Annotated in this window: 25 protein-coding genes; 15 read left to right on the top strand and 10 right to left on the bottom strand. The window is 70.5% G+C overall.

From position 1 onward, the window contains the following. Positions 1-179: 179 nt before the first annotated feature. Both ACH4EW_RS27510 and ACH4EW_RS27505 read right to left on the bottom strand, forming a co-directional pair. Positions 180-1,400: an acetyl-CoA C-acetyltransferase gene (locus ACH4EW_RS27510; protein ID WP_398261368.1), complete on the bottom strand. Its 1,221-nt coding sequence runs from the start codon at positions 1,398-1,400 to the stop codon at positions 180-182. A gap of 130 nt (positions 1,401-1,530) precedes the next feature. Beyond that, positions 1,531-2,652, bottom strand: coding sequence for an SGNH/GDSL hydrolase family protein (locus ACH4EW_RS27505; RefSeq protein WP_398261402.1), 1,122 nt, complete (start codon positions 2,650-2,652; stop codon positions 1,531-1,533). A gap of 155 nt (positions 2,653-2,807) precedes the next feature. On the opposite strand from ACH4EW_RS27505, the gene ACH4EW_RS27500 reads away from it, so the two are divergent. Then, on the top strand, positions 2,808-4,214 hold the full coding sequence (locus tag ACH4EW_RS27500; protein WP_398261366.1) for a cystathionine beta-synthase: 1,407 nt from the start codon (positions 2,808-2,810) through the stop codon (positions 4,212-4,214). 380 nt (positions 4,215-4,594) lie between these two features. Here the strand turns inward: ACH4EW_RS27500 and ACH4EW_RS27495 are convergent, their stop codons facing one another. After that, positions 4,595-4,804 (bottom strand): hypothetical protein, encoded by a 210-nt coding sequence (locus tag ACH4EW_RS27495; RefSeq protein WP_398261364.1) that lies wholly within the window; start codon positions 4,802-4,804, stop codon positions 4,595-4,597. A gap of 119 nt (positions 4,805-4,923) precedes the next feature. Here ACH4EW_RS27495 and ACH4EW_RS27490 point away from each other — a divergent pair, with 119 nt between their 5' ends. Both ACH4EW_RS27490 and ACH4EW_RS27485 read left to right on the top strand, forming a co-directional pair. Beyond that, complete coding sequence (locus ACH4EW_RS27490) at positions 4,924-5,769, top strand: MurR/RpiR family transcriptional regulator (RefSeq protein WP_398261362.1); 846 nt, start codon at positions 4,924-4,926, stop codon at positions 5,767-5,769. Between the two features lie 171 nt (positions 5,770-5,940). Further along, positions 5,941-6,477 (top strand): hypothetical protein, encoded by a 537-nt coding sequence (locus ACH4EW_RS27485; protein ID WP_398261400.1) that lies wholly within the window; start codon positions 5,941-5,943, stop codon positions 6,475-6,477. A 10-nt stretch (positions 6,478-6,487) separates the two neighbouring features. On the opposite strand, the gene ACH4EW_RS27480 is transcribed toward ACH4EW_RS27485, so the two are convergent. The 4 genes from ACH4EW_RS27480 to ACH4EW_RS27465 all read right to left on the bottom strand — a co-directional run bounded on the left by ACH4EW_RS27480 (position 6,488) and on the right by ACH4EW_RS27465 (position 8,655). After that, a complete protein-coding gene (locus tag ACH4EW_RS27480) occupies positions 6,488-6,862 on the bottom strand; it encodes a hypothetical protein (RefSeq protein ID WP_398261360.1) in 375 nt (124 codons plus the stop codon). Positions 6,863-6,956: 94 nt separating this feature from the next. Further along, a complete protein-coding gene (locus ACH4EW_RS27475) occupies positions 6,957-7,421 on the bottom strand; it encodes a roadblock/LC7 domain-containing protein (protein ID WP_398261358.1) in 465 nt (154 codons plus the stop codon). A 38-nt stretch (positions 7,422-7,459) separates the two neighbouring features. Continuing rightward, positions 7,460-8,236 carry a winged helix-turn-helix domain-containing protein gene (locus tag ACH4EW_RS27470; protein WP_398261356.1) on the bottom strand — a complete coding sequence of 259 codons (777 nt, stop codon included), beginning with the start codon at positions 8,234-8,236 and terminating at the stop codon, positions 7,460-7,462. Further along, the gene (locus ACH4EW_RS27465; protein ID WP_398261354.1) at positions 8,233-8,655 is read right to left on the bottom strand and encodes a hypothetical protein; all 423 of its coding nucleotides are present in this window, start codon (positions 8,653-8,655) and stop codon (positions 8,233-8,235) included. The genes ACH4EW_RS27470 and ACH4EW_RS27465 overlap by 4 nt, the downstream gene beginning before the upstream one ends. A gap of 207 nt (positions 8,656-8,862) precedes the next feature. On the opposite strand from ACH4EW_RS27465, the gene hutU reads away from it, so the two are divergent. The 4 genes from hutU (at position 8,863) to hutI (ending at position 14,475) form a co-directional block, all read left to right on the top strand. Further along, entirely contained in the window at positions 8,863-10,521 is a 1,659-nt protein-coding gene (hutU, locus tag ACH4EW_RS27460) for a urocanate hydratase (RefSeq protein WP_398261352.1), read from the top strand. 47 nt (positions 10,522-10,568) lie between these two features. Beyond that, positions 10,569-11,777: an allantoate amidohydrolase gene (locus ACH4EW_RS27455; protein ID WP_398261398.1), complete on the top strand. Its 1,209-nt coding sequence runs from the start codon at positions 10,569-10,571 to the stop codon at positions 11,775-11,777. Beyond that, positions 11,768-13,153, top strand: a complete 1,386-nt coding sequence (locus ACH4EW_RS27450) for a formimidoylglutamate deiminase (RefSeq protein WP_398261350.1) — start codon at positions 11,768-11,770, stop codon at positions 13,151-13,153. The genes ACH4EW_RS27455 and ACH4EW_RS27450 overlap by 10 nt, the downstream gene beginning before the upstream one ends. 119 nt (positions 13,154-13,272) lie before the next feature. Next, entirely contained in the window at positions 13,273-14,475 is a 1,203-nt protein-coding gene (gene hutI, locus ACH4EW_RS27445) for an imidazolonepropionase (protein ID WP_398261347.1), read from the top strand. 122 nt (positions 14,476-14,597) lie between these two features. On the opposite strand, the gene ACH4EW_RS27440 is transcribed toward hutI, so the two are convergent. Further along, positions 14,598-15,560, bottom strand: coding sequence for an RNA polymerase sigma factor SigF (locus ACH4EW_RS27440; RefSeq protein WP_398261345.1), 963 nt, complete (start codon positions 15,558-15,560; stop codon positions 14,598-14,600). A gap of 296 nt (positions 15,561-15,856) precedes the next feature. Between ACH4EW_RS27440 and ACH4EW_RS27435 the strand changes: the two genes are divergently transcribed. The 6 genes from ACH4EW_RS27435 to ACH4EW_RS27410 all read left to right on the top strand — a co-directional run bounded on the left by ACH4EW_RS27435 (position 15,857) and on the right by ACH4EW_RS27410 (position 21,552). Then, on the top strand, positions 15,857-16,225 hold the full coding sequence (locus ACH4EW_RS27435) for an STAS domain-containing protein (RefSeq protein WP_398261343.1): 369 nt from the start codon (positions 15,857-15,859) through the stop codon (positions 16,223-16,225). A 192-nt stretch (positions 16,226-16,417) separates the two neighbouring features. Beyond that, positions 16,418-16,927: an ATP-binding protein gene (locus ACH4EW_RS27430; protein WP_398261341.1), complete on the top strand. Its 510-nt coding sequence runs from the start codon at positions 16,418-16,420 to the stop codon at positions 16,925-16,927. Positions 16,928-17,133: 206 nt separating this feature from the next. After that, positions 17,134-17,838 carry a peptidase gene (locus tag ACH4EW_RS27425; protein WP_398261339.1) on the top strand — a complete coding sequence of 235 codons (705 nt, stop codon included), beginning with the start codon at positions 17,134-17,136 and terminating at the stop codon, positions 17,836-17,838. An 86-nt stretch (positions 17,839-17,924) separates the two neighbouring features. After that, positions 17,925-18,974 carry a hypothetical protein gene (locus tag ACH4EW_RS27420; protein ID WP_398261337.1) on the top strand — a complete coding sequence of 350 codons (1,050 nt, stop codon included), beginning with the start codon at positions 17,925-17,927 and terminating at the stop codon, positions 18,972-18,974. Continuing rightward, the gene (locus tag ACH4EW_RS27415; RefSeq protein WP_398261335.1) at positions 18,971-20,089 is read left to right on the top strand and encodes a hypothetical protein; all 1,119 of its coding nucleotides are present in this window, start codon (positions 18,971-18,973) and stop codon (positions 20,087-20,089) included. The genes ACH4EW_RS27420 and ACH4EW_RS27415 overlap by 4 nt, the downstream gene beginning before the upstream one ends. Positions 20,090-20,124: 35 nt before the next feature. Next, positions 20,125-21,552, top strand: a complete 1,428-nt coding sequence (locus ACH4EW_RS27410; RefSeq protein ID WP_398261396.1) for a hypothetical protein — start codon at positions 20,125-20,127, stop codon at positions 21,550-21,552. A gap of 84 nt (positions 21,553-21,636) precedes the next feature. Here the strand turns inward: ACH4EW_RS27410 and ACH4EW_RS27405 are convergent, their stop codons facing one another. Beyond that, on the bottom strand, positions 21,637-23,127 hold the full coding sequence (locus ACH4EW_RS27405; RefSeq protein ID WP_398261333.1) for an oligopeptide:H+ symporter: 1,491 nt from the start codon (positions 23,125-23,127) through the stop codon (positions 21,637-21,639). 489 nt (positions 23,128-23,616) lie between these two features. Here ACH4EW_RS27405 and ACH4EW_RS27400 point away from each other — a divergent pair, with 489 nt between their 5' ends. Next, the gene (locus ACH4EW_RS27400) at positions 23,617-24,294 is read left to right on the top strand and encodes a response regulator transcription factor (RefSeq protein WP_398261331.1); all 678 of its coding nucleotides are present in this window, start codon (positions 23,617-23,619) and stop codon (positions 24,292-24,294) included. Positions 24,295-24,309: 15 nt separating this feature from the next. Further along, positions 24,310-25,575: an ATP-binding protein gene (locus tag ACH4EW_RS27395; protein WP_398261329.1), complete on the top strand. Its 1,266-nt coding sequence runs from the start codon at positions 24,310-24,312 to the stop codon at positions 25,573-25,575. Between the two features lie 43 nt (positions 25,576-25,618). Here the strand turns inward: ACH4EW_RS27395 and ACH4EW_RS27390 are convergent, their stop codons facing one another. Next, positions 25,619-26,143, bottom strand: a complete 525-nt coding sequence (locus ACH4EW_RS27390) for a GtrA family protein (protein WP_398261327.1) — start codon at positions 26,141-26,143, stop codon at positions 25,619-25,621. Positions 26,144-26,247 lie beyond the last annotated feature (104 nt).

The following is a 26,247-nucleotide window of genomic DNA, read 5'->3' as shown; positions in this document are numbered from 1 at the left end:
GTGTGGTCGCGTTCGCTTCGCTTCCGCTGCGGGCAGGTGCCGCCTTCGTACCTCAGGCGACCCCTACCCTCCGCTGCAGCTCAGCTCAGCCGCTCGATTTTGTGGTCGCGTTCGCTTCGCTTCCGCTGCGGGCAGGTGCCGCCTTCGTACCTCAGGCGACCCCTACCCTCCGCTGCAGCTCAGCTCAGCCGCTCGATCACCATCGCCATGCCCTGGCCGCCGCCCACGCACATGGTCTCCAGGCCGAACTGCTTGTCGTGGAACTGCAGGCTGTTGATCAGCGTGCCGGTGATCCGGGCGCCGGTCATGCCGAAGGGGTGGCCGACGGCGATGGCGCCACCGTTGACGTTGACCTTCTCCAGCGGCAGGCCGAGGTCGCGGTAGGAGGGGATCACCTGGGCGGCGAACGCCTCGTTGATCTCGGCCAGGTCGATGTCGTCGATGGTCAGCCCGGCACGCTTCAGCGCCTGCTTGCTGGCCTCCACCGGTCCGTAACCCATGATCTCGGGGGAGAGGCCGGAGACGCCGGTCGAGACGATCCGGGCCAGCGGGGTCAGGCCCAGCTCGCGCGCCTTGGTGTCGGACATGATCACGAGCGCGGCGGCGCCGTCGTTGAGCGGGCAGCAGTTTCCCGCCGTGACCAGCCCGTCGGGGCGGAACACCGGCTTCAGGCCCTGCACGCCCTCCATGGTGACGCCCGCGCGTGGGCCGTCGTCCTTCGAGACGACCGTGCCGTCCGGGGTGGTGACCGGGGTGATCTCGCGCTCCCAGAAACCCTTCTTGATGGCTTCCTCGGCGAGGTTCTGCGAGCGGACGCCGAACTCGTCCATGTCCTGACGGGTGACGCCCTTGAGCCGGGCCAGGTTCTCCGCGGTCTGCCCCATCGCGATGTACGCGTCCGGCACAAGGCCGTCCTCGCGCGGGTCGTGCCAGCCCTCGCCGCCCTGCTCGGCGCGGGCGGCGGTACGGGCCTCGGCGTCGGCGAACAGCGGGTTGTGCGTGTCCGGCAGGCTGTCGGAGTTGCCCTTCACGAAGCGGGACACCATCTCGACACCGGCCGAGATGAAGACATCGCCCTCGCCGGCCTTGATGGCGTGCAGCGCCATCCGGCTGGTCTGGAGGGAGGACGAGCAGTAGCGGGTGATCGTACAGCCGGGAAGGTGGTCCATCCCCATCTGTACGGCGATGATGCGGCCCAGGTTGTTGCCCTGCTCGCCGCCGGGGAGGCCGCAGCCGAGCATCAGGTCATCGATGTCCTTCGGGTCCAGCTCGGGCACCTTGGCCAGCGCGGTCTGGATGATCGTGGCGGTCAGGTCGTCCGCGCGCAGATCCTTCAGCGAACCCTTGAAGGCCCGGCCGATGGGGGAACGGGCAGCAGAAACGATCACGGCTTCGGGCATCACACGGCTCCATGAGGGCAGGAAGGCGGGTTCTGGCAGGTGCTGACTTGGAAGTTACCTGTACGTAGATGCTGGGTCACCGGGCAGCACATGTGACGCCGACCTCTTTTCTAAGCGACCGCTCAGTCAATCAATTGGCGGGCAGGTTGTGCGACTCCCCGTGCGACTCTCCATACTGCTCCTTGGGCGCTTCCTCGTGGTGTGCCACCTCGTGCGAGTCCCCCTGCGGCTCCCCGAGCGCCTCCGGGGGTGCCTCCGGGGGTGCCTCCCCATGAGTCGTCGGGTGCGGATCGGGCTCCGTGGCCGCGGGCAGACGCCGCCGCCTGCGGTGCTTGAGGAGCGCCCAGGGCGCCCGCGCCGCAGTGACCTCCGTGCCGGCCTCCATGGCCGCCTGGGAGGCCGCCTCTGCCACCGGCAGCATGTCCTCGCGCCGGGCCCCGTCCAGACGGTCGGACTCCGGCCACAGCCCCAGCACCGCACAGAGTGTGGGCAGGACCGCCATCGCCGCCGTGGCGTATCCCTCCGCCGACGGGTGGTAGTTGTCCGGACCGAAAAGCTCCCGCGGATTCGCCTCGAACTCCGGCCCCAGCAGGTCGCCCAGCGACACCGTGCGCCCGCCCTGCTCCACCGAACCGATCGTCTGGGCCGCAGCCAGCTGCCGGCTCACCCGCCGGGCCAGCCAGCGCAACGGCTGGTACACCGGCTCGATGGTGCCGAGATCCGGGCACGTGCCGACCACCACCTCCGCACCCGCTGTACGCAGCCTGCGCACGGCGGTGGTCAGACAGCGCACCGACCGAGTGGCGGGAATCCGGTGCGTCACATCGTTCGCCCCGATCATGATCACGCAGACGTCCGGCGTACAGGACGTGTCGGCGAGCAGTAGCGAGACCTGCCGCTCCAGGTCGTCGGACCGGGCGCCCGGCTGCGCCACATTGCGCAGATCCACCGGCCTCTCCGACACCGCCGCGAGCCCCGATGCGAGCAGCGCCCCCGGTGTCTGCCCGGCCCGGCGCACCCCCTGCCCGGCCGCCGTCGAATCACCCAGCAACCCCAGCCGCAACGGGTCCGCGGGGCCGGCGAACGCCACCCCGTACCGCCCGTCCGCGCTCGGCGGAACCGGTGCGATACCGCCGCCCACCTGCCGCTTCGCCAGCTGGACCTCCGCCAGCAGTACGCCTACCGCCGCCGCGCCGAGCAGCCCGATGCTGCCGCCGCCGTAGGCCGCGCCCGCTGCGATCCGCCGTGCCACCCTTGCCCTTGACACAGTCCGGTCCACCTCCTCGTTGCCGTACTGCCGTACATACAGCTAACTGCCCCGCAGTGACCGCCGCTCAATCGCTTTGCCCAATCCCGTGCCCGTGCGCATACGCTTGCCGCACCATCTCGGAGACCCCGGAGTACACGGTGCAATTCCACGATTCGATGATCAGTCTCGTAGGCAATACCCCACTGGTGAGGCTGCACAGTGTGACGGCCGGCATCCAGGCGACGGTCCTGGCCAAGGTCGAGTACTTCAATCCCGGCGGTTCGGTCAAGGACCGCATCGCCCTGCGCATGATCGAGGCCGCCGAACAGAGCGGCGAGCTGCAGCCCGGCGGCACGATCGTCGAGCCGACCAGCGGCAACACGGGCGTCGGCCTGGCGATCGTCGCCCAGCAGAAGGGATACAAGTGCATCTTCGTCTGCCCGGACAAGGTTTCCACGGACAAGATCAATGTGCTGCGCGCCTACGGTGCCGAGGTCGTCGTCTGCCCGACGGCCGTTGACCCCGAGCACCCCGACTCGTACTACAACGTCTCCGACCGGCTGGTCCGCGAGACACCGGGAGCCTGGAAGCCCGACCAGTACTCCAACCCGAACAACCCGCGCTCGCACTACGAGACCACCGGTCCGGAGCTGTGGGAGCAGACGGAGGGGAAGATCACCCACTTCGTCGCGGGCGTCGGCACGGGCGGCACGATCAGCGGCACCGGCCGCTATCTGAAGGAGGTCAGCGGCGGCTCGGTCAAGGTTGTCGGCGCGGACCCGGAGGGCTCGGTCTACTCCGGCGGCTCCGGGCGCCCGTACCTCGTCGAGGGCGTCGGCGAGGACTTCTGGCCGAGCGCGTACGACCGCACGGTCACGGATGAGATCGTCGCCGTGTCCGACAAGGACTCCTTCCAGATGACCCGTCGTCTGGCCAAGGAGGAGGGGCTGCTGGTCGGCGGCTCCTGCGGCATGGCGGTCGTCGCCGCCCTGGAGGTCGCGAAGCGACTGGGCCCGGACGACGTGGTCGTCGTCCTGCTGCCCGACAGCGGCCGCGGCTACCTGAGCAAGATCTTCAACGACGAGTGGATGGCCGACTACGGCTTCCTGGAGGACACCGGTCCGTCCGCACGCGTCGGGGACGTACTCGACCACAAGGACGGCCCGATCCCGACGCTCGTCCACATGCACCCCGAGGAGACCGTCGGCGAGGCGATCGAGGTCCTGCGTGAGTACGGCGTCTCGCAGATGCCGATCGTGAAGCCGGGCGCGGGCCACCCGGACGTGATGGCCGCCGAGGTCATCGGTTCGGTAGTGGAGCGGGAGCTGCTGAACGCACTGTTCGCTCAGCGCGCCTCGCTCAGCGACCCGCTGGAGAAGCACATGTCGCCGCCGCTGCCGCAGGTCGGCTCCGGCGAACCGGTCGAGGACCTGATGGCGGTGCTCGGCGGCACGAACGCGGCGGACGCGGCGATCGTGCTGGTGGAGGGCAGGCCGAAGGGCGTGGTCAGCAGGCAGGACCTGCTGGCGTTCCTCGCCAAGGACGCGGGGGCCGGCAAGCCGTAGCGGCCGGGAAGCCGTGGTGGCCGGCGAGGTGCAGCGGTCGCGCGGTCGGTCTTGGCGAAAGCGGTACGAGCGCGACACATACGCGCAGCACCGGCTTAACACGAGTGCGGCACATTGATGGGTGTCGGCGGGGAAACCCGCTGACACCCGATACGGCGACACGGACTACGGAGCGGCTCCCGGACCTCCACCGTCGCCCGGACGCGGTGAACGGCCCTGACCCGGACCGTGTCCCTCGCGGGGACCGCCGCCGTCCCGCCTCCTGGGAAACCGGGGGCGCGGCGGTCTCCGCGATATATCCATGTGCGGGGCACCGGCTGATCGTGCCGCCCACCCCTCAGGCGTAGCACCCCGGTGTTACCGGGACCGGCCCGCGGCCCTCAGCCCTCCCAGCCGGACCCCGTGTGCCCGGAACGGTGCCGGAACCAGGGCCGGTCGCGGGCGGTGTGCACGGCGTTGACGGCGACGATCCCGAGCCAGGCGACGATCAGGCCCTTGGTATCGGCGGCCGCGGCGCCGATCGCCGACAGCGGGATGGCCATGATCAGCGAGATGATCCCGAAGCCGTAGCGCTCGCCGAAGTTCCCCATGGGCTGCGGCGGGCGCCCGGGCCGGCGCCACGGCTGCATATGGACATGCAGGCGCCTTGCTGGCTGAATGGATTTGTCGGCGCCGGACCGTGGCGCGACGGATCTACCGAGGGGACAGCATGAGCGGGAGCAGCCCGGCCGCGCGGTTGCAGCAGCTCTTCGAGGGGCGTCGGCTCACACCCACTCAGCGGCGCATCGCGCATTCGATGGTGCGCAGGGCCGGGGACGTGCCGTTTCTGTCGAGTGTGGAGCTGGCCGAGCTCGCCGGGGTCAGCCAGCCGTCCGTCACCCGGTTCGCCGTGGCGCTCGGGTTCGACGGCTATCCGGCGCTCCGCAAACACCTGCGGGAGGTCGCCCCCGCCGAGCCCGTGCCGGGGTGCGGGGACGATGCGTACAACGAGTACCAGCAGGCCGTCCTGGGTGAGATCGAGAATCTGCGGCATCTGGCCGAGCTGCTCGCCGACCCCGGACCCGTCGAGCGGGCGGGCAAGCTGCTGGCGGCCTCGCGGCCGCTGCCGGTGCTCGGGCTGCGGGCCGCCTCCTCGCAGGCGCGCGGGTTCGGGTACTTCGCGGCCAAGGTCCATCCCGATGTCCGGGTGCTCGACGAGGGCGGCAGCATCCTGCACGACCGGATCCACGCCGCGCGGCGGGCGGGCGCCACAGCGCTGATCTGCTTTGCGCTGCCCCGGCATCCGAAGGAGGTCGTGGACGCCCTCGCGTATGCGCAGGAGCAGGGGCTGACCGTGGTGGCGGTCGCGGACTCAGCTTTCGCGCCCGTCGCCAAATACAGCGATCTGCTGATCCCGGCCGCCGTCGGCACCGGGCTCGCCTTCGACACGGCCTGTGCGCCCATGCTGCTGGGCCGGGTGCTGCTGGAGGCGATGTGTGACGATCTGCCCGATGCGCAGGCGCGGTTGGAGGAGTTCGACGCGCGAGCGGTGGCGCGGGGGCTGTTCGTCGAGTGACGGGTGGCGGCGAAGGCCTGGTGGGGAGCACGGACTGAGGGCTGACGCACCGGCCTCGACGATTCTCAGACATCGCTCATTTGCGGCTATTAACCTCCGGTCCCATAAGGATCGGAAAGAGCTGCGGAGAAAGGTACGGGCGTGGGGCGCGGAGCGCAGTCGTTGGCGAGGGTGGCCGTGGTCGTACGGGCCGGAGCCGCACCGCTGTGGTGGTTGGGGCTGCTCGCCGCGGCGCTCGGCGCATTTGTGCCGGGGCTCACCGGACTCCGGATCGGGCTGCTGGCCGGGGCGGCGCTGTTCCTGATCGTCGCCGCCTTGGTCGCGGTCGTACGCGGCCGGCGGTACGCGGAACTGGCCAGGGGCGCCACCCGCGCCGGGCGGTCCGACTTTCTCCAGGACCGGGCCGTGACCGTACGCAACTGGCGACGCCGGAACCGGTGGTGGCTGCTCGGGGCGTTCCTCGTAGCGGTGGCGAGCGCGTTCCTGCTGCCCGCGACCGGTGGGATGGTGCTCGCGGGCGCGGGGGCCGGGCTCTGGATCAAGGCTGTCAGGATCGGGCAGCGCGAGCGCCGGGACGACGCCCTGTACTGGGTGCGGACCGACTGGGTGGGGCGCGGACGGCCCACGGGCAAGCGGGTGAAGGGGTATCGGACGACCGGGCCGATGGCGGGTGACGCCGCACCCGGCGGGGCGCGGCGTCACCGCTGAGGCCGCCGGGTCAGACCTCCAGCTCGGCCTCGATCCGCTTCAGCTGGTGGCGGGCCATCGCCAGGTTGGAGCGGCCCGAGTCCAGCACCAGGTACAGGAACAGGCCGTTGCCGCCGCGGGTCCTGAGCAGCCGGATCAGGTGGTACTGGGTGCCGAGCGTGATCAGGATGTCCTCGATCTCGTCCTGGAGGCCGAGGTGCTCCATGGTGCGGAGCTTGGCGCGCACGACATCGGTGTTGCCCGCGGCCGCGACCTCCAGATTGAAGTCCTTGCCGCCGCCGAGGGTGCCCAGCGCCATTCCGCTGGTGTAGTCGACGAGGGCGGCACCGAGGGTGCCCTCGATGGACGTCATCGCTTCCTTCAGTGACGCTTCGGTGTTCGTCATGAGTGCTCGTTTCCTTTCCTGGCCGGCCGGACGACCGGATCCGTGGGTTGTTTCCGGGGCATGCGTTGGCCGCTGCCGATCGAGGGCGAGGCCGTTACGTGCGGTGCGGCAGCGGGCCGGGCTGTGCGGGGCGCTGTTCGGGGGTGCGGGCCGGGGGCGCCGGCTGTGCGGCGCGTTCCAGCGCGGTGTCGACCAGTTCGCCGATACGGGCGCCTGCCCGGCGCCCCTCCAGATGGAGCCTGCCGACGTTGATCCGGTCCTCGGTCAGCAGCGTGAGGACGGCCGAGGAGCCTGCGGCGTACGTCGCGATGTAGCCGGTCTCGCCCCGTACGAGAAGTTCACGGAAGCCGCCCCGGCCGGTCGCCTGCGCCATCCGGATCGCGACGCCGAGCGCGGCCGCGGTCAGCGCGGCGACGCCCTCCGCCTCCACGCCCGGGGTGTCATGGGCCAGGACGAGACCGTCGGTGCTGGCCGCCAGGGCACCGGAGAGGAGCGGGACCCGGGCCCGTAACCGCTGGAGCTCGGCCAGGACATCCTGCACTTCGGCCTCGGGCACCATCGGCTGTCTCCTCCCGGCACGCTGTCTGAGCGGGCGTATCACAAGGCCTCCAATGCGTCTCGGAGCCGGCGCAGCAGCGCGACGTCGGGGTCGGTCAGGACCTCGGGGAGGGCGATCCGGCCGGGGGCGGTCGCGGCCGGTAACTCCCGTACCGCTTCGACCAGTCCGGCTGCGGCGAGGCGGCGCAGGTCGACCAGGACGTGGAACGCCGGCCTGCCCAGCTCCTGGGCGATGTCCGATGCGGTGCGCGCCCCGTCCACGAGATCGAGCACGCGGCGCCGGCCCGGCGGAACGGGTGGGTCGAAGGGGCGGTGCGTCCGCAGGAGCGGTGCGCTGTCGGTCACCGCGTCGGGCCAGATCCGCTCCAGCAGCTCCCGTCGCCGGAGCGTCTCGCGCTGCACGGCATCGACGGGGACGGGGCGGACCGGGCCGATCCAATGAGAGACCCCGTAGCGGAAGCGGGCCGGGGTCCGGGTGGGGGCCAGCGCGAAGAACGCCGCGTCGTACAGCGCGCCCAGGTGGCACAGTTCCAGCGCCCCGCCCGGTACCCGCCCGCTGTCCACCAGATAGCGGCCGACCCGCTGCCCGGCGCCCGCCCTGGCGACCGCCTCCCACCAGCCGTCGCGCTGCAGGGCGCCGCCCGTGGTGAGCAGGACATCTATGCCGGGCGTCGCCGGGCTCTCGGCGTGCACCACCTGCCCCTCGGTGAGATAGAGGGTGCCGCGGTCGCGTATCAGGGCGCCGGTGGCGCGCTCGGCGGCGAGGCGCTGCAGCATGGGGGAGGGGGCCATGACCGGGGCCGGGGCGGTTCTCATGCCAGGACCAGCCGCTCGGCGGTCTCGCCCAGCCGTATCCGGGCGAGGGCCAGATTGCCCTCCGCGCGGTCGAGCCACAGATGGACGAAGACGCTGCTGTCGAAGGCCGTCTCGACGAAACGGATGATGTGGTACCCGGAGCGGGTGGTGACGATGACGTCCTCCACCGGGAGTGGTGCACCCGTAACGGCCTTGTCCGATAAGGCGGTTGACGGTCCGGTGAGCTCCAGCGCGAAGACCGGCTGTTCGGCCGCCATCCTCGCGACCTCGGCCGTCTCCGCGGCGGTGGCCTCGTGGTCGCCGTTGGGCGACTCGCCGATGGCGCCAAGGGCGAGGCCGCTCGTCCAGTCGACCACCGCGGCGCCGCGGGCGCCGGGCAGCCTCATGACTTCGAGCAGGCACTCGTCGATTCCGGGCATGCGCACTCCCCTCCCGACGTGGCGTACGGCTGTAACCCCGAGGCTACGCAACGTGCTCGCCCCGCATGCGGGTTCTGGCATTTTCCACAGGTGTATGCGTAAGGGATCTTCACGGGGCGTCCCGGCATCGGCACGGGGCTGTTGACTACGAGTATTCAGGCCATCAAGATGTGAATAGAAGATGTACATTCGTGAGGAGGCATCGCCATGTCAGGACCCCGCCCCGTACGGGCACCGCGCGGTACCGAACTGAGCGCCCTGGGATGGCAGCAGGAGGCCGCCCTGCGCATGCTGCAGAACAACCTCGACCCCGAGGTCGCCGAGCACCCCGACAAGCTCGTCGTCTACGGCGGCACGGGCAAGGCGGCCCGCGACTGGCGCTCGTTCGACGCGATGGTGCGCACGCTGCGGACGCTCAAGCAGGACGAGACGATGCTCGTCCAGTCCGGGCGCCCGGTCGGCGTGATGCAGACGCACGAGTGGGCGCCGCGGGTCCTGATCGCCAACTCCAACCTGGTGGGTGACTGGGCGAACTGGGAGGAGTTCCGCCGCCTGGAGGCGCTCGGGCTCACCATGTACGGCCAGATGACCGCCGGATCGTGGATCTACATCGGTACGCAGGGCATCCTGCAGGGCACGTACGAGACGTTCGCCGCCGTCGCGGCCAAGAAGTTCAACGGGACGCTGGCCGGCACGATCACGCTGACCGCCGGGCTCGGCGGCATGGGCGGCGCCCAGCCGCTCGCCGTGACCATGAACGACGGCGTCGCGATCTGTATCGACTGCGACCCGCGCGCCATCGAGCGCCGGATCGAGCACCGCTACCTGGATGTGCGCGCCGACTCCCTGGAGCACGCGCTCCAGCTGGCCACCGAGGCCCGGGACGCCCGCAAGCCGCTCTCCATCGGTCTGCTGGGCAACGCGGCACAGCTGCTGCCGCGGATGCTTGCCGAGGGGGCCCCGATCGACATCGTCACCGACCAGACCAGTGCGCACGACCCGCTTTCGTACCTCCCGCTCGGCGTCGACTTCGACGACATGGCCTCGTACGCCGCCGAGAAGCCCGCCGACTTCACCCAGCGCGCACGGGAGTCGATGGCCAAGCACGTCGAGGCGATGGTCGGCTTCATGGACGCCGGGGCAGAGGTCTTCGACTACGGCAACTCGATCCGCGGCGAGGCCCAACTCGCCGGGTATGCACGGGCCTTCGACTTCCCGGGCTTCGTTCCCGCCTACATCCGGCCGCTCTTCTGCGAAGGCAAGGGCCCGTTCCGCTGGGCGGCGCTGTCCGGTGAGGCGTCCGACATCCACAAGACCGACAAGGCGATGCTCGAACTCTTCCCGGAGAACGAGTCCCTGCACCGCTGGATCAGGATGGCCGGTGAGCGCGTCCACTTCCAGGGGCTGCCCGCCCGGATCTGCTGGCTCGGCTACGGCGAGCGGGACCGCGCCGGCGAGCGGTTCAACGACATGGTGGCGAGCGGTGAACTGGCCGCTCCGCTGGCGATCGGGCGCGACCACCTGGACTGCGGCTCCGTGGCCTCCCCGTACCGGGAGACCGAGGCCATGCTCGACGGGTCCGACGCGATCGCGGACTGGCCGCTGCTGAACGCCATGGTCAATGTGGCGTCGGGGGCCTCCTGGGTCTCCATCCACCACGGCGGCGGCGTCGGCATGGGGCGCTCGATCCATGCCGGGCAGGTGACCGTCGCCGACGGTACGAAGCTCGCGGGCGAGAAGATCCGCCGGGTGCTCACCAACGACCCGGGCATGGGAGTCATCCGGCACGTCGACGCCGGGTACGACATCGCGGAGTCCGTTGCCGCGGACAAGGGCGTGCGCGTACCGATGACGGAGGGACCGTGACCCGGGAAAGGGGTGCGGGCCGGGACGGCGCACCGTCGTTCCAGGCCATGTGGCGGGAGCTCCTGCCGGTCGGCCGGCATCAGGACAGTGGGGGCTACCGCCGCTACGCCTGGACCGGGGCCGATGCCGACTGCCGAGCCTGGTTCCGGGCGCAGGCCGAGGCGCGCGGGCTCACCTACGAGGTCGACCGGAACGGCAATCAGTGGGCCTGGCTCGGCGACCCCCTCGCGGGGAATGCCGTAGTCACCGGATCGCATCTCGACTCCGTACCGGACGGCGGCGCCTTCGACGGGCCGCTCGGTGTGATCTCCTCCTTCGCCGCGCTCGACGAACTGATCCGCAGGGGAGCGGAGTTCACCCGGCCGCTGGCCATCTGCAACTTCGGCGACGAGGAGGGGGCCCGTTTCGGGCTCGCCTGTGTGGGCTCCCGGCTCGCCGCCGGACAGCTGACCGTCGAGGCGGCACACCGGCTCCGCGACGGTGACGGCATCACCCTGCCGCAGGCCATGGAGGCGGCCGGATACGACCCGGACGCCATCGGCCCCGACCCCGAACGGCTCGCCCGTATCGGTGCGTTCGTCGAGCTCCATGTCGAGCAGGGGCGCGCACTCGACCTCACCGGCGACCCGGTCGGCATCGCCTCCGCGATCTGGCCGCACGGGCGCTGGAGGTTCGACTTCCGCGGCGAGGCCAACCATGCGGGCACCACCCGGCTGGCCGACCGGCGCGACCCGATGCTCACGTACGCCGAGACCGTGCTGGCCGCCCGGCGCGAGGCGGAGCTCGCCGGAGCCGTCGCCACCTTCGGCAAGATCAGCGTCGAGCCGAACGGAGTGAACGCCATCCCCTCCCTCGTCCGCGGCTGGCTCGACTCCCGCGCCGCCGACCAGGACCGCCTCGACGCCGTGGTCGGCGGCATCGAGCGGGCCGCCCGGGAATACGCCGAGCGGGCCGGGATCGACCTCGATGTCGTACGGGAGTCCTTCACGCCCGTAGTGGAGTTCGAGCACGCCCTGCGCGACGAGCTCGGCAAGATCCTGACCGGCCGGGGCGACGCCGCTCGCGCCGTACCCGTCCTCGGCACCGGCGCCGGACACGACGCGGGTATTTTGTCCGCTTCGGTCCCTGCCGCCATGCTGTTCGTACGGAACCCCACCGGGATCTCGCACTCGCCGGCCGAGCACGCCGCCGAGGACGACTGCGTGGCCGGGGTGATCGCTCTCGCCGATGTACTGGAAGGTCTCGCGTGCAGCTGACAACGGAGCCGACGGGCAGGCCCGTCACCGTGACGTACTGGTTGTCCCACGCCTGGCTCGGCACCCATGTCGAGCCGGGCGTCGCCCTGGACGTGTCCGGCGGGATCGTCGCGGGCGTCCGCACCGGCGTCGCCACCCCGCCGCCGGGCGCCACCGTGCTGCGCGGGCTCACCCTTCCCGGGCTCGCCAACACCCACTCGCACGCCTTCCACCGCGCCCTGCGCTCCACCGTCCAGGTCGGCTCCGGCACCTTCTGGACGTGGCGCGAGACCATGTACCAGATCGCCTCCCGGCTCACTCCCGATTCGTATTACGACCTCGCCCGTGCCGTGTATGCCGAAATGGCCCTGGCCGGTATCACCGCGGTCGGAGAATTCCACTATCTGCACCACGCGCCGGGCGGCACCCCGTACAGCAACCCGAACGCGATGGGCGAGGCGCTGATCGCGGCGGCGGGCGAGGCCGGTATCCGGATCACGCTGCTGGACACCGCCTATCTCTCCGCCGGATTCGGCCGGCGCCCCACCCAGTACCAGGAGCCCGACCAGCATCAGCTGCGCTTCTGCGACACCACCGCGGACGCCTGGGCCGAACGCGCCTCCCTCCTCAAGGGCAGTGACCACGCGCTGATCGGTGCGGCCGTCCACTCCGTGCGCGCCGTCCCCGCCGCGCAGCTCGCCACCGTGGCCGCCTGGGCCGAGGAGCGGCGGGCGCCGCTCCATGTCCACCTCTCCGAACAGACCGCGGAGAACGAAGCCTGCCTCGCCGCCCACGGCTGCACGCCCACCCGGCTCCTCGCCGACCACGGGATCCTCGGCCCGCGCACCACCGGCATCCACAACACCCATCTCACCGGCGAGGACATCGCGCTCCTCGGCTCCTCGGCGACCGGCACCTGCATGTGCCCCACCACGGAACGCGACCTCGCCGACGGAATCGGTCCCGCCGTCGCCCTCCAGCGCGCCGGCTCGCCGCTCTCCCTCGGCAGCGACAGCCATGCCGTGATCGACCTCTTCGAAGAGGCCCGGGCGATGGAGCTCAACGAACGCCTGCGCACCCGGGCACGCGGTCACTGGACGGCGGCCGCCCTGCTGCGCGCCGCGACCGTCGACGGACATGCCGCGCTCGGCCGGCCCCGGGCGGGCACCATCGAACCCGGTGCACCCGCCGATCTGGCGACCGTTGCCCTGGACTCCGTCAGAACAGCGGGGCCGGTGACCCGGCTTGCTGCCGAAGCCGCCGTATTCGCCGCCTCCGCAGCTGATGTGCGGCACACGGTCGTGGCAGGCCGGCACATCGTCCGCGACGGGCAGCACATGCTGGTCGAGGACGTCCCCGCAGCGCTCGCCTCGGCCATCGGCGCACTGCACCACTGAGCGCGCCGACCCTGAGACCGCCGGTCCTGAGACCGCCGTGCGGGGCGCATTGACCGGCGCCCCGCACGGCCACCGACAGGCCGCCCCGCAAGCCGATACACAAGGAGAGCAGTCTCCCGATGACGACGACCGCCATCACCAACATCGCCAGTCTGGTCACCAACGACCCCTCCCTCTGCCTGGATTCCCCCCTGGGTCTGATCCATGACGCGGCCGTCGTCATCGAGGGCGACCGGGTCGTCTGGACCGGTGAGTCAAGCAAAGCACCCGCCACTGACAACGCCGTCGACGCGGGCGGCCGGGCGGCGATTCCCGGCTTCGTCGACTCCCACTCCCACCTCCTGTTCGCGGGCGACCGCACCGAGGAGTTCAACGCCCGGATGTCCGGCCGCCCCTACAGCGCGGGCGGCATCAGGACCACGGTCGCCGCCACCCGGGCCGCCACCGACGACGAACTCTCCGCCAACGTCGTCCGCTATCTCGGCGAGGCGCTGCGCCAGGGCACCACCACATTCGAGACCAAGTCCGGCTACGGCCTCACCGTCGAGGACGAGGCCCGCGCCCTGCGCATCGCTGCTCAGCACACCGATGAGGTCACCTACCTCGGCGCCCACATCGTCTCCCCGGACTACGCCGACGACCCGGCCGGCTACGTCGACCTGGTCACCGGAGCGATGCTCGACGCCTGTGCCCCGTATGCCCGGTGGGTCGACGTCTTCTGCGAGAAGGGCGCCTTCGACGGCGACCAGGCCCGCGCCATCCTCACCGCCGGACGGGCCAAGGGCCTGCACCCCCGCGTCCATGCCAACCAGCTCAGCCACGGCCCCGGCGTCCAGCTCGCCGTCGAACTCGACGCCGCGTCCGCCGACCACTGCACCCACCTCACCGACGCGGACGTCGACGCCCTGGCCCAGGGCAACACCGTCGCCACCCTGCTCCCCGGTGCCGAGTTCTCCACCCGCGCCACCTGGCCCGACGCCCGCCGCATCCTCGACGCGGGCGCCACCGTCGCGCTCTCCACCGACTGCAACCCGGGCTCGTCGTTCACGTCCTCCATGCCCTTCTGCATCGCCCTCGCCGTACGCGACATGGGCATGACCCCGGACGAGGCCCTCTGGTCCGCCACCGCGGGCGGCGCGGCGGCCCTGCGCCGTACGGACATCGGCCGCATCGCCCCCGGCGCCCGCGCCGACCTGGTCCTCCTCGACGCACCCAGCCATGTTCACCTCGCCTACCGGCCGGGCGTCCCGCTGGTCCACGCGGTCTGGCAGCGCGGCGAGCACGTCGTCCGAGCACCGGCCGACACGGCCCGGCGCCTGTGACAAGGCACCCATGACGTGTCGTCAGACATGCGGAAGGACCCGCCGTTTGCCGGGCGAGTCCTTCCGCAAGGGGGCTCACGGTGTGCCATGCGGTCGTTACCGCGGGCACGCGATACGCCCGTTCACTCCTCCAGCGTCAGGCCCTTCCGGAGCTTGACCAGCGTGCGGGAGAGCAGCCGCGACACATGCATCTGGGAGATGCCCAGCTCCTCACCGATCTCCGACTGCGTCATATTGGCGACGAACCGGAGCGAGAGGATGGTGCGGTCGCGGCCCGGCAGCGAGGCGATCAGCGGCTTCAGGGACTCGACGTACTCGATGCCTTCGAGTCCGTGGTCCTCGTAGCCGATACGGTCCACCAGCGCGCTCTCGTGCTCGTCCTCCTCGGGCTTGGCGTCCAGCGAGCTCGCGGTGTACGCGTTGCTCGCGGCCATGCCCTCGACGACCTCGTCGTTGGTGATGCCGAGGCGGTCGGCGAGCTCGCCCACGGTGGGTGAACGATCCAGCTTCTGGGCCAGCTCGTCGCCCGCCCTGGCCAGGTCGAGCCGCAGCTCCTGCAGCCGGCGCGGTACGCGCACGGACCAACTGGTGTCGCGGAAGAAGCGCTTGATCTCGCCGACGATGGTCGGCATCGCGAACGTCGGGAACTCCACGCCACGGCTGAGCTCGAAGCGGTCGATCGCCTTGATCAGGCCGATGGTGCCGACCTGGATGATGTCCTCCATCGGTTCGCTGCGGGAGCGGAAGCGGGAGGCGGCGAACCTGACCAGGGCCAGGTTCAGTTCGACGAGCGTATTGCGGACGTACGCGTACTCGTGGGTGCCCTCTTCGAGGGATTCGAGCCGAGCGAAGAGCGTCTTCGAAAGGGCTCTGGCGTCGAGCGGCCCCACTTCGTCGTAGGGCGGGATCTCGGGAAGTCCCTGGAGACCCTCGGTGATGCCGTGGTTGCCGACGCTCTCCACGGCGGTGCTGCGGTTGTGCGTGCCGTCTCCGGAGATCGCGGCAGGGGAGTCTGACTGTGTCAGTCCCTGAGGACATGCTGACGTCGCGTCGTGCATACGCGGTCCGTCGAGCCGGGGTGACATGATCGCCTCCATCGTTCTCGGCATATGGCTGCCGATGCCCATACGTGTTTCCTGCGGTGAAGCGGCGCCTCCAAGGCCGACCGTGTTTTGGGTGCCCCATTACCCTTACCCGCTTTGGATGGGCAGTTACAAGCTCTAATTGTGGCTATATGTCCGGTTTATTGAGGTCTTCGAGTGTCGCGTAGCCCACGGAACGCGTACTGTTCCAAGAACGTCAGCGACGGCTACATCGAATCTGCGCACGCTTGGGATACGGGCAGTGACGCAGGCAGTGACGACGGCGAAGAGGGACGGGCATGGACCGCGGGACGGTCGGCAGTGCGCATCGGGGTCGGCTTCAGGTCGAGGCCCGCACCGAGGGGCGCAGCGAGGTCGTGACACCGGCGGGTGAGCTGGATCACCACACGGCGGATCTGCTGCGGGAACCCCTGGAGAGCGCGGTCGAGCACGGGCGAGTACGCCTGGTGGTCGACTGTTCGCGACTCGAATTCTGTGATTCCACCGGGCTCAATGTGCTGCTCGGTGCCCGCCTCAAGGCGGAGGCGGCCGGGGGAGGGGTCCATTTGGCCGGAATGCTGCCGGTGGTGGCGCGGGTCTTCGAGATCACCGGGGCCGAGGCCGTCTTCACCGTCCACGACTCCCTCGAAGCGGCCCTGGGCACGTGATCGCGGCGCGTTTCGCGCCCCCCGGTGCCTCATGTGTTACCCGTGTCACGCAATCTGCGTAGATGAAGCGGGTGTTGTCACGATTCAGCCGGGCAGGAGAGACCCGGCGGAGTCGTGGGCGGCCCGCGCGCTCTGTATCTGTACTTGTAACTGTTCGATGGCGACATGGTGAATCGGTGAGGTGAAGCGCTGATGAGCACCACCCGGCAGCATCCGCCGGGCGACCTCGGCCGCGAGCCGGCGGACGCCGGCGCGGACGCGGGCGCCGACGCGGCCTCCCCCGAGCCGGCCGAGCGGCAGTGGCGCACGTTGTCGCTGCGGGGAGTCGGCGGCATCGTGCCGACGGCCCGTGACTTCGCCCGCCAGGCGCTTCACGACTGGGGCTGGCTCCCCGCGACGAGCGCCGACGGGCGGGCCGCTGCCGAGGATGTCCTGCTGGTCGTCTCCGAACTGGTCACCAACGCCTGTCTGCACGCGGAAGGCCCCGAGGAACTGCGTATCGCGTGCACGGCGAAGGTGCTGCGGGTGGAGGTGGTCGACGGCGGTGTGGGACTGCCGGCGCCGCGCAACCCGCACCGGGCCGGCCGGCCCGGCGGGCACGGCATGTTCATCGTGCAGCGGCTCTGCCTGGACTGGGGCGTGCTGCGGGTGGCGGGCCGAGCGGGCAAAACCGTCTGGGCGGAGCTTGCCGCCCCCGCGTAGTCGCCGGTGCCGCGACTGATGCCGCGACATGGGGGGGCGCATGACCCCGTATGTGCACCTTTGAGGAGCGCGCCGGATCGGCGCGCTCTTTGTCTTCCCTCCACAAGGCCCCAGGCGTACCTTGAGCGCCCGATCTGATACGTCGTCAGTAACGTGCGTCGGTGAGAGACGGCGCGCGGCGACTTCCGGCATGAGGGGAACTCAAGGTGTCCTACCAGAAGCGAACAGCTCTCGCGCTGGCGTCCGCGCTGGCGGGCACGGTGGTGCTGATGGCCGCGCCCGCCGCCCACGCCACGGTCGTGGACGTCGACTACAAGTGCAAGACCCCGATCGGGGAGAAGAGTGCCGTGTCTCCCATCGACATCAAGAGCGTCAAGAGCGGCGGCGGTTACAAGCTCACGATGTCCTTCCAGAAGGGCGTCTCGTCCAGCCCCGTCGAACTGGGCAAGGGTGCGATGAACCCCAGCGCGGTCATCAAGGTGGGGGGCGCGGACTCGGGCCAGGTGCAGGTCTCCGGCGCGCCGAACTCCGCGGCCATTCCCGCCAACACCCCTATCAAAATCAATGAGTTGTCGGGTACGTACACCCCGAAGAAGAGCGGCAAGGTCGACTTCACCGCCGGTGTGCTGACCATCAAGGCGCTCGGCACGACCACGACCTGCACCCCCTCCAACAACCCGGGCCCGTCGCTCCAGCTCGATGTGACGGCCGCGGGCAACGCGCAGAACACCCCGGACAAGAACACCCCGGACAACACGCAGAACACCCCGGACAACGGCGGGCAGCTGCCGAAGACCGGTCCGCTCGACTCGGCCGTGGCGCTCGGCACGCTCGGTGGCACGGTGCTGCTGACCGGTGCGGCCGGAGCGCTCTGGCTCACCAGGCGCGGGCAGCGGGCCGTGGGCCGATAGGGCGTTTCCTCCGGGCCGGGCCCGATCCGGAAGAAAGGCCCCGGCCCCCGATCCTGCCGCCGCCGTCACGCACCAGGGAGCCGCCCATGCCGTCGCCGACCGGTCGTCCCGCCCTGGGGCGTGTTTCGAAAGTCCCGTCTGGCCGGGGGCGGACGACGCTGCTTTCGAAACATGCCCTAGCCGTACTGCTGTTCACCCTCGCCATGACCCCGGTGGGCGGGGCCGCGGCCCGGACGCCGACGCCCGCGAGCCCCGCGTCGTGGACGGTGCGGCCCGCGGTGGGCGGTATCGGCACGCACGGCGGCAGACCGTACTTCTACCTGGAGGGCCCGCCCGGCACCGTTCTCCAGGACCGGCTCTCCGTCACCAACTCCGGTACGTCCCCGGTCACCGTGCGGCTGCGCGGCGCCGACGCGCACAACGCCGCGGACGGCGGCTTCACGGCACGCGGCACCGTGGGCTCCACCGGGACCGGCGCCTGGCTGCGGACCGCCGCCACCAAGGTGACCGTGCCGGCCCGCACCCGCGCCGATGTGCCGTTCTCCGTCACGGTGCCGGCTGGCGCGACGCCCGGCGACCACCCCGGGGCGATCGTCGTGGAGAGCGGGGGCCGCTCGGTGGGCGTACGGGTCCAACTGCGGGTCGGCGGGCCGGCGCTGGCGGCACTCACCGTCGAGGACGTCACCGTGTCCGGGCGGACCATCCACTACACGCTGGTCAACCGCGGCAACACGGCGCTGGCCCCGCGGATCGCCGCCGACGCCGACGGAGTGTTCGGGACGCTGCTGCGGCGCGAGGCGCGCACGCTGCCGGTGGAACTGCTGCCCGGACAGCGCGTCAGGCTCGGCGAAGCGTGGCCGGGCGCCCCGGCCCTCGACTCGGTGACCGTACGGCTGCGCGTCACGGCGGCGGGCGGCGCGCACAGCGAGGCGACGGCCCGTGCGGTCTTCGTCCCGTGGGTGCCGGTGGCCGGGGGCGCGCTGCTGCTCCTGGCCGCCGTCGCCGCGGGCGCGTACGCGTACCGGCTCCGGCGCTCGAGCGGACGGCCGCCGGAGGATGACGGGCCCGGACAGGCCTCGGGGGATCAACGGCACCTTGAGAGAAGACACGTGGTGAAGGCGGGAGCGGAATCGTGACTGGACAGGCCGGACCGGCATCTCTCTGGAGCGGGAGCCACCGGTGGGCGGCCGCGCTTCTCGGCGCGCTGCTGCCCACCCTGCTGCTGCTCTTCGCGACCGGCGCCGACGCGGCGGGTACGAGGGCCGCGGACGCGAAGCCCGTGGTCACCCTCTCCAAACAACAGGCGGGCAAGGGCGGTGACATCACCGTCAAGGGCAGCGGCTGGCGGCCGAACACGCTGCTGATGATGCTGATCTGCGGACAGTCCACGTCGGACCGCGGCGTGATCGGCGGCACCAACTCCTGTGCCAACGCCGAGGGCCGTGCCGTCACCACCGGCACCGAGGGCGATTTCCGCAAGAAAATGCCGGTCGCCGAGCCGCCCGTACCCTGCCCCTGCGTGGTGCATGTCGCCACCGTCACCGGGGAACAGGCCGCCGCCGACGCCGTGTTCGTCGTCGCCGGCCACCCGGTCGCCGCGCTGCCGAAGGAGAGCGAGGGCGGCAGACTCGCGGTGCTGGCCACCACCCGGCTGGAGGGCGACAGCGGGATCCTCACCTGGTTCGGCGCCCCGCCCTCCCGGCAGCTCGTCTTCACCGTGGGCAACCTCGGCTCCGCTCCCGTCAAGGACCCGGTCTTCCTGATCGGCACCGCGCACGGCGTCCTCGCCCCGCAGTGGGAGGAGCGGCAGTGGCGCGGCACCATCGAGTCCGGCCGCAAGGCGCAGATCAAGCTGCCGGTCGAACTGGCGGCGGGCGCCCACGGCGACTACCAGGTCTCGCTGAAGTACGGCGGCAAGGTGCTGGCCGAGCAGCCGTGGGGGGTCGGCCGGCCCTGGGGTGTCACCCTCTTCTGGATCCTGCTGTGCGTCGTCGTACCGGCCGCCGTGTTCCGGATCGGCATGGCGGTCGTCGACAAGGTACGTCCCCGCACCTCACGCACCCCGGTCCGCGCCGGGCGCCGCCGCCACCCGCAACTGGCCGATACGACCGCCAGGCTCCCGAAGCTGCGCCGCGCACCGGGGCCCACTGAGAGTCCCGCGGCCGCGCCCACCACCACGGCCGCGCTGCCGTGGTTCACACCGGATTCCGCACCGTCAGAGAACAGACCGACGACGAAGGGACATTCGTGAGTACGCAACGCAGGACGGTCGCGGCGGGAGTCGCGATGATGCTCGGCGGCGCGGGCATGCTGCTGGCCGCGAGCCCGGCCCAGGCCGCCGACATCTCGTACAAGACGGAGTGCATTCCCCCGTCCATCTCCGGACTGCCGCCCGTGCAGGGCACCACCAAGGTGCAGCTGACCGCGCCGGCCGAGGCAAAGGCCGGGGACACCGTCGAGGTGGTGTGGAAGACGGTCCAGGCCGCTTCCAACAACCCCGACATCCTCGACCTGGACAAGGACACGGTCAAACCGACCGGCACCATCAAGGTGGGCGGCGCGGCCACGGGCACCCTGCAGATGGAAGGGCCGCGGCAGAACCCGCCGATCCCCAAGAAGGGCGCCATGGTGCTGGCCGAGATGAAGGGCACGCTGAAGCTGGAGAAGGCCGGTGAGATCACGCTGACACCGGACGCGTACAGCATCAACGTCTCCAAGCCGATCTCCACGGACACCAAGTGCAGCCCGAAGGAGACGGTGCAGCCGGGCGCGACCATCAAGGTCACGGACGGCGGCGGAGCCACGACGGCGGGCGGTACGACCGCCGGCTCCACCACCGGCTCCACGACCGGCTCCACCACCGGCTCCACCACCGCGGGCGGTACGACGGCCGCGGGCGGCACCACCGCGGGCACGTCCGCCGGCGGCACCACTGCGGGCACGTCCGCCGGCGGCACCACTGCGGGCGGTACCACCTCGGGCTCCGGCGGCGGCACCGGCCAGACCGACTTCCCCGGCAAGGAGGTCCCGGTCAACTTCGCCTGTACGTCCCCGGGACCGGCCGGCATCGCCTCCAAGGTGACGATCAACGCCAAGAAGAGCGGAGGAAGCTACGCGCTCACGGTCAAGACGGCCAAGGGCGTGATGGACAGCCCGGCCGCACTGCCCGCCGGTGCGCTCAAGCCGTCGATGGACATCGTCATCGGCGGCGCCGACAAGGGCTCGGTGAAGGTCACCGGACCCGCCAACGCCGAGCCGCTGGAGCAGGGCAAGCCGGTCGATCTGTCCGACATGACCGGCACCTACAAGCCGGGCGCCTCCGGGAAGTCCACGCTCAGCCCCGGCGCCCTGACGATCGATGTCACCCTCGGCTCCTCGAAGATCAGCATCCCCTGCAAGGTCAAGGGCTCGGTGACCCCGTCGCTGGAACTCGACACCGCGGCCCAGCCGGGCGGAGCCTCCGGCGGCACCACCACCGGCTCCACCGGCTCCACCGGCTCCACCGGCTCCACCGGCTCCACCGGCTCCACCGGCTCCACCGGCTCCACCGGCTCCACGGCAGGCGGCACGGACTCCGGCGGCGGACTGGCCGCCACCGGGGCCGAGGACAACGGCACCCTGCGCGCACTCGGCCTGGTCGCGGGGACGGTGATCCTGCTGGGCGGCGCCGTGTTCGCCTTCACCCCGTGGCGCAGGCTGCGCGGCACCCGGTGAGCTGAGCTCCCTGCGGACACACGCGAGGGGCCGCCGCACCGAAGCGTCGGTGCGGCGGCCCCTCGTACAGCCGGGTGCGGCGCGTCAGCGCACGTCGCCCATGAGCTGCTTGACCCTGCCGCGGTACATGAAGACCGCGACACCCGCGGCAACGGCGAGGAAGGCCTCCAGCGCGACCACGCCGGTGCCGTTGAGTTCCACACCCGCGAGGGAGAGCAGACCCGTGGTGCAGTCACCGGCAGTGACGGCCAGGAACCAGACACCCATCATCTGGCTGGCGTACTTGGCCGGAGCCATCTTCGTGGTGACGGAGAGACCCACCGGGGACAGCGTCAGCTCGGCGACCGTCTGGACGAAGTAGATCGCGACCAGCCACATCGCGGCGGCCTTGTGGCCGTCGCTCGCGATCGTCAGCGGCATCAGGAAGAGGAAGAACGACGCACCGGCCAGCACCAGGCCGGAGCTGAACTTCACGATGGTGCTGGGCTCCTTGCCGCGGCGGTTCAGCGACAGCCAGAAGGCGGCGAAGACCGGGGCCAGCGCCATGATCAGGACCGGGTTGACCGACTGGTACCAGGAGACCGGGAATTCCCAGCCGAGGATGCTGTTGTCGGCCGAGGACTTGGCGAAGATCGCGACCGTCGAACCGCCCTGGTCGAAGATCATCCAGAAGACGGCGGCGGCGGCGAAGAACCAGAGGTAGCCGGACATCTTCGACTGCTCGGCGGCGCTGAGTTCCTTGTCGCGCTTGATGCGCACCAGGACGACGATCGGAATGACCAGGCCCGCGATGGTGATGGGGACCAGGAGCCAGTTGAGCGTGTAGACGCCGGTGACGACCGTGACGATGTAGAAGACGGCCGCGACGGCCAGCCAGATCATGCTCTTGCGCAGCGTGCTCGCCCGCTCGGCGGCGGACAGCGGCTTCGGGACGACGAGGCTGCGCTCGTTCAGATGGCGGGTGCCCATCAGGAACTGGACGACGCCCAGCCCCATGCCGAGCGCGGCGAGCGCGAAGCCCAGGTGCCAGCCGACGCTCTCCCCGACAGTGCCGATGATCAGCGGCGCCGCGAAGGCACCCACGTTGATGCCCATGTAGAAGATCGTGAAGCCACCGTCACGGCGCGGGTCGTCCGGGCCGTCGTAGAGGTGGCCGACCATCGTCGAGATATTGGACTTCAGCAGACCGGAGCCGATGGCGACCAGTCCGAGACCGGCGAAGAAGGTGCCCTGCGAGGGCAGCGCCAGCGTCAGGTGGCCGATCACGACGACGGTACCGGCGACGGCGACGGTCTTGCGGGGACCCCAGACACGGTCGCCGAACCAGCCGCCGGGCATGGCGAGCAGGTAGACCAGCGATACGTAGACCGAGTAGATCGCCGTGGCCGTGGCCGGGTTCATGTGAAGCCCGTCGGGGGCGATCAAGTAGAGGGGGAGCAGGGCCCTCATGCCGTAATAGCTGAAACGCTCCCACATCTCCGTCATGAAGAGAGTGGCCAGGCCGCGGGGGTGGCCGAAGAAGGACTTCTCGGATCCAGAAGTACTGGCCGAGTCCTTCGTCAGGCTGGACGCCATGGTCGATCCTTGCTCGCTCGGGACGCGACGCCTTGAGCGTTACGCGCCCGGTGGGGGGAGGCCGGCACCGGCACAGCCGCACCCCATCCCCACGCCTGACAGGGGATTCGTCCCGACTGCCGGACTCGCCGAGGAGCCGACTGAAGGAGACGGGGGCCGACTGCATCGGGATCCACGCCCGGTGCGCATCCTCACGCTCCGGGCCCGGCCACAGGTCATTCACTTGATTCACGACTGGCGGGTACCAGCCGACAGAACAAAAAGAACCCTTGGCGCTAAAAGCTGCCCAAGGGTCCTTGAGTGGTGCAACAGGCGTCGAGCAACCATACGACACGACAGCGCCCGATATGAAAGGAGTTGAGAGATGGATCACAGGTCATGGTGAAACCGCACTCCCATATTCGAAGGTCCTTCTCTCCTTTCCTTGCGGATCCGCAGGCCCTTTCGATTGCCTCACGGCACCCGCCCTGCGCGGACTACCATCACTCCATGACCCGTGTACTGCTCGCCGAGGACGACGCATCCATCTCGGAGCCACTGGCCCGCGCCCTGCGTCGGGAGGGTTACGAGGTCGAGGTCCGCGAAGACGGTCCGACCGCTCTCGACGCCGGCCTCCAGGGCGGAATCGACCTGGTCGTACTCGACCTGGGCCTGCCCGGGGTGGACGGCCTCGAAGTTGCCCGCAGGCTCCGTGCCGAAGGTCACACCACGCCGATCCTGGTGCTGACCGCCCGCGCCGACGAGGTGGACACCGTCGTCGGCCTGGACGCGGGCGCCGACGACTACGTCACCAAGCCCTTCCGTCTGGCCGAACTGCTCGCCCGCGTCCGGGCGCTGCTGCGCCGCGGCGCCACCGAGCCCGCTCCGCAGCCCGCCACCCACGGTGTCAGGATCGATGTCGAGTCGCACCGGGCCTGGATGGGCGAGGAGGAACTTCAGCTCACCGCCAAGGAGTTCGACCTGCTGCGGGTCCTGGTCCGGGACGCCGGCCGGGTCGTCACCCGTGACCAGCTGATGCGCGAGGTCTGGGACACCACCTGGTGGTCGTCGACCAAGACCCTCGACATGCACATCTCCTGGCTTCGCAAGAAGCTCGGCGACGACGCGGCCAACCCCCGCTACATCGCGACCGTACGGGGCGTCGGCTTCCGCTTCGAGAAGAGCTGACGTACGGAAGCACTCATGCGCCGCCGACTGATCAACTCCACGCTCGCCGTGGTGCTCGTGGTGATCGCCGTCTTCGGCGTCTCCCTCGTCATCGTCGAGAGCCGCACCATCAGCAACAGCGCCCAGGAGAGCGTCGACTCCGAGGCGCTGCGGCTGATCAACGTCGTCGAGAGCCGGCTCCTGGCTGCGGAGCGAATCAACCCCGCACTGCTGGCCCAGCAGCTCTCCGGCAAGCGCTACGCACTGGTCGAGATCCCCGGACGTGCCCCCCTCGAAGTCGGTACGCGTCCCACCGGCCAGGTGATCAGCAGCACGGCCGAGGGGGAGCAGGGCGAGCGCGTCACCGTCGAGGAGTCCAGATCCGCCGTCACCCGTGAGATCGGCCGGACCCTGGTGATCATTGGCGCGGTGGCGCTGCTGGCCATCATCTCGGCCGTGCTTCTCGCCGTACGCCAGGCCAACAGACTGGCCTCGCCGCTGACGGACCTCGCCGAGACCGCCGAACGCCTGGGCTCCGGTGATCCGCGCCCGCGCCACAAGCGGTACGGAGTACCGGAGCTGGACCGGGTCGCCGACGTCCTGGACGCCTCCGCCGAACGGATCGCCCGGATGCTGACCGCGGAACGCCGGCTGGCCGCCGACGCCTCGCACCAGCTCCGTACGCCGCTGACCGCGCTCTCCATGCGGATCGAGGAGATCTCGGCCACCGACGACCCGGAGACGGTGAAGGAGGAGGCGAACATCGCCCTCACCCAGGTCGAGCGGCTCACCGATGTGGTGGAGCGGCTGCTGACCAACGCCCGCGATCCGCGTACCGGCTCCGCCGTCGTCTTCGACCTCGACGAGGTCGTCAAGCAGCAGATCGAGGAGTGGCGCCCGGCCTACCGGGGCGAGGGCCGCGCCATCGTCCGCTCCGGTAAGCAGGGGCTGCGGGCCGTCGGCACGCCGGGCGCGGTCGCTCAGGTGCTGGCCGCACTGATCGAGAACTCACTGATGCACGGCCGCGGTACGGTCGCGCTGCGCACCCGGGTCACCGGCAACCAGGCAGTGATCGAGGTCACGGACGAGGGCCCGGGCGTGCCTTCGGAGCTCGGCGCCAGGATCTTCGAGCGGACGATCAGCGGCCGCAACTCCACCGGTATCGGCCTCGCGGTGGCCAGGGACCTCGCGGAGGCGGACGGCGGCCGCCTCGAACTGCTCCAGCAGCAGCCGGCGGTCTTCGCCCTGTTCCTCAGCCGGGTGGCCCTGAAGAGAAAGGAACCGGAACGCCCTGTGCGGTGAGGGATTACGGGACGGCCCCCAGGTCGTTACGGCCCCCAGGTCGTCAGCGACGCACCGGGCGCGACGCGACCCCCGACGCCTGCTCCGCACGCCCCTGCTTCAGGAACCCCTCCGCGCTCAGCACGGCCTCCTTCGCGGGCAGCGCCCTGAACACCCAGGTCCGGTAGGACCAGAAGCGGAACAGTGTCGCGATGCCGATCCCGAGGATCTTGAAGACATTGCTCTGGGCCGGGCTGTCCCACCCGAACCCGTACGTCGCCGTGTACAGCACACCGGTCTCGATGACCGCCCCCACCCCGCTGAACAGCAGGAACAGCGTCAGCTCCCGGGTCCGCCCGCTCTTGTCGCGGTCCCGGTACGTCCAGTATCGGAAGCCGACGTAATTGAAGAGGATGGCGACGACCGTCGCCAGCAGACCTGCTCGCACCACCGGGATGTCCGTGGTGCGCCAGAGCAGGTTGGACACGGTCATATTGACCACCAGGCCGAGTCCGCCGACCGCGCCGAACTTGGCGACTTCCCGGGCCAGCAGATCCAGCCGGGCCCGCAGTGCGCCCCGTTCGCTCATGGTGATCGCTCAGCCCGTCCGTCGGTTACGTCAATCCAGTCATGCTAACGACCTCGCCCGTCGGTTTCCTGTGGATGACCAGTCAGGTGTGGCGATGCTGTGAC

Origin of the sequence: Streptomyces sp. NPDC018000 (genome assembly GCF_044328025.1) — a bacterium.
In the GTDB taxonomy this organism is placed as follows: domain Bacteria; phylum Actinomycetota; class Actinomycetes; order Streptomycetales; family Streptomycetaceae; genus Streptomyces.
This window is presented reverse-complemented; position numbering and strand designations above follow the sequence as displayed.

Excerpts from the sequence above, each read along its gene's own strand:
- ACH4EW_RS27490 (WP_398261362.1), top strand. The coding sequence starts at position 4,924 with ATGAGCGGGAGCAGCCCGGCCGCGCGGTTGCAGCAGCTCTTCGAGGGG.
- ACH4EW_RS27470 (WP_398261356.1), bottom strand. The coding sequence starts at position 8,236 with ATGAGAACCGCCCCGGCCCCGGTCATGGCCCCCTCCCCCATGCTGCAG.
- ACH4EW_RS27430 (WP_398261341.1), top strand. The coding sequence starts at position 16,418 with ATGAGCACCACCCGGCAGCATCCGCCGGGCGACCTCGGCCGCGAGCCG.
- ACH4EW_RS27440 (WP_398261345.1), bottom strand. The coding sequence starts at position 15,560 with ATGTCACCCCGGCTCGACGGACCGCGTATGCACGACGCGACGTCAGCA.
- ACH4EW_RS27465 (WP_398261354.1), bottom strand. The coding sequence starts at position 8,655 with ATGCCCGGAATCGACGAGTGCCTGCTCGAAGTCATGAGGCTGCCCGGC.
- hutI (WP_398261347.1), top strand. The coding sequence starts at position 13,273 with ATGACGACGACCGCCATCACCAACATCGCCAGTCTGGTCACCAACGAC.
- ACH4EW_RS27480 (WP_398261360.1), bottom strand. The coding sequence starts at position 6,862 with ATGACGAACACCGAAGCGTCACTGAAGGAAGCGATGACGTCCATCGAG.
- ACH4EW_RS27455 (WP_398261398.1), top strand. The coding sequence starts at position 10,569 with ATGTGGCGGGAGCTCCTGCCGGTCGGCCGGCATCAGGACAGTGGGGGC.
- ACH4EW_RS27390 (WP_398261327.1), bottom strand. The coding sequence starts at position 26,143 with ATGAGCGAACGGGGCGCACTGCGGGCCCGGCTGGATCTGCTGGCCCGG.
- ACH4EW_RS27395 (WP_398261329.1), top strand. The coding sequence starts at position 24,310 with ATGCGCCGCCGACTGATCAACTCCACGCTCGCCGTGGTGCTCGTGGTG.
- ACH4EW_RS27510 (WP_398261368.1), bottom strand. The coding sequence starts at position 1,400 with ATGCCCGAAGCCGTGATCGTTTCTGCTGCCCGTTCCCCCATCGGCCGG.
- ACH4EW_RS27495 (WP_398261364.1), bottom strand. The coding sequence starts at position 4,804 with ATGGGGAACTTCGGCGAGCGCTACGGCTTCGGGATCATCTCGCTGATC.
- ACH4EW_RS27405 (WP_398261333.1), bottom strand. The coding sequence starts at position 23,127 with ATGGCGTCCAGCCTGACGAAGGACTCGGCCAGTACTTCTGGATCCGAG.
- ACH4EW_RS27435 (WP_398261343.1), top strand. The coding sequence starts at position 15,857 with ATGGACCGCGGGACGGTCGGCAGTGCGCATCGGGGTCGGCTTCAGGTC.
- ACH4EW_RS27410 (WP_398261396.1), top strand. The coding sequence starts at position 20,125 with ATGATGCTCGGCGGCGCGGGCATGCTGCTGGCCGCGAGCCCGGCCCAG.
- ACH4EW_RS27475 (WP_398261358.1), bottom strand. The coding sequence starts at position 7,421 with ATGGTGCCCGAGGCCGAAGTGCAGGATGTCCTGGCCGAGCTCCAGCGG.
- ACH4EW_RS27400 (WP_398261331.1), top strand. The coding sequence starts at position 23,617 with ATGACCCGTGTACTGCTCGCCGAGGACGACGCATCCATCTCGGAGCCA.
- hutU (WP_398261352.1), top strand. The coding sequence starts at position 8,863 with ATGTCAGGACCCCGCCCCGTACGGGCACCGCGCGGTACCGAACTGAGC.
- ACH4EW_RS27420 (WP_398261337.1), top strand. The coding sequence starts at position 17,925 with ATGCCGTCGCCGACCGGTCGTCCCGCCCTGGGGCGTGTTTCGAAAGTC.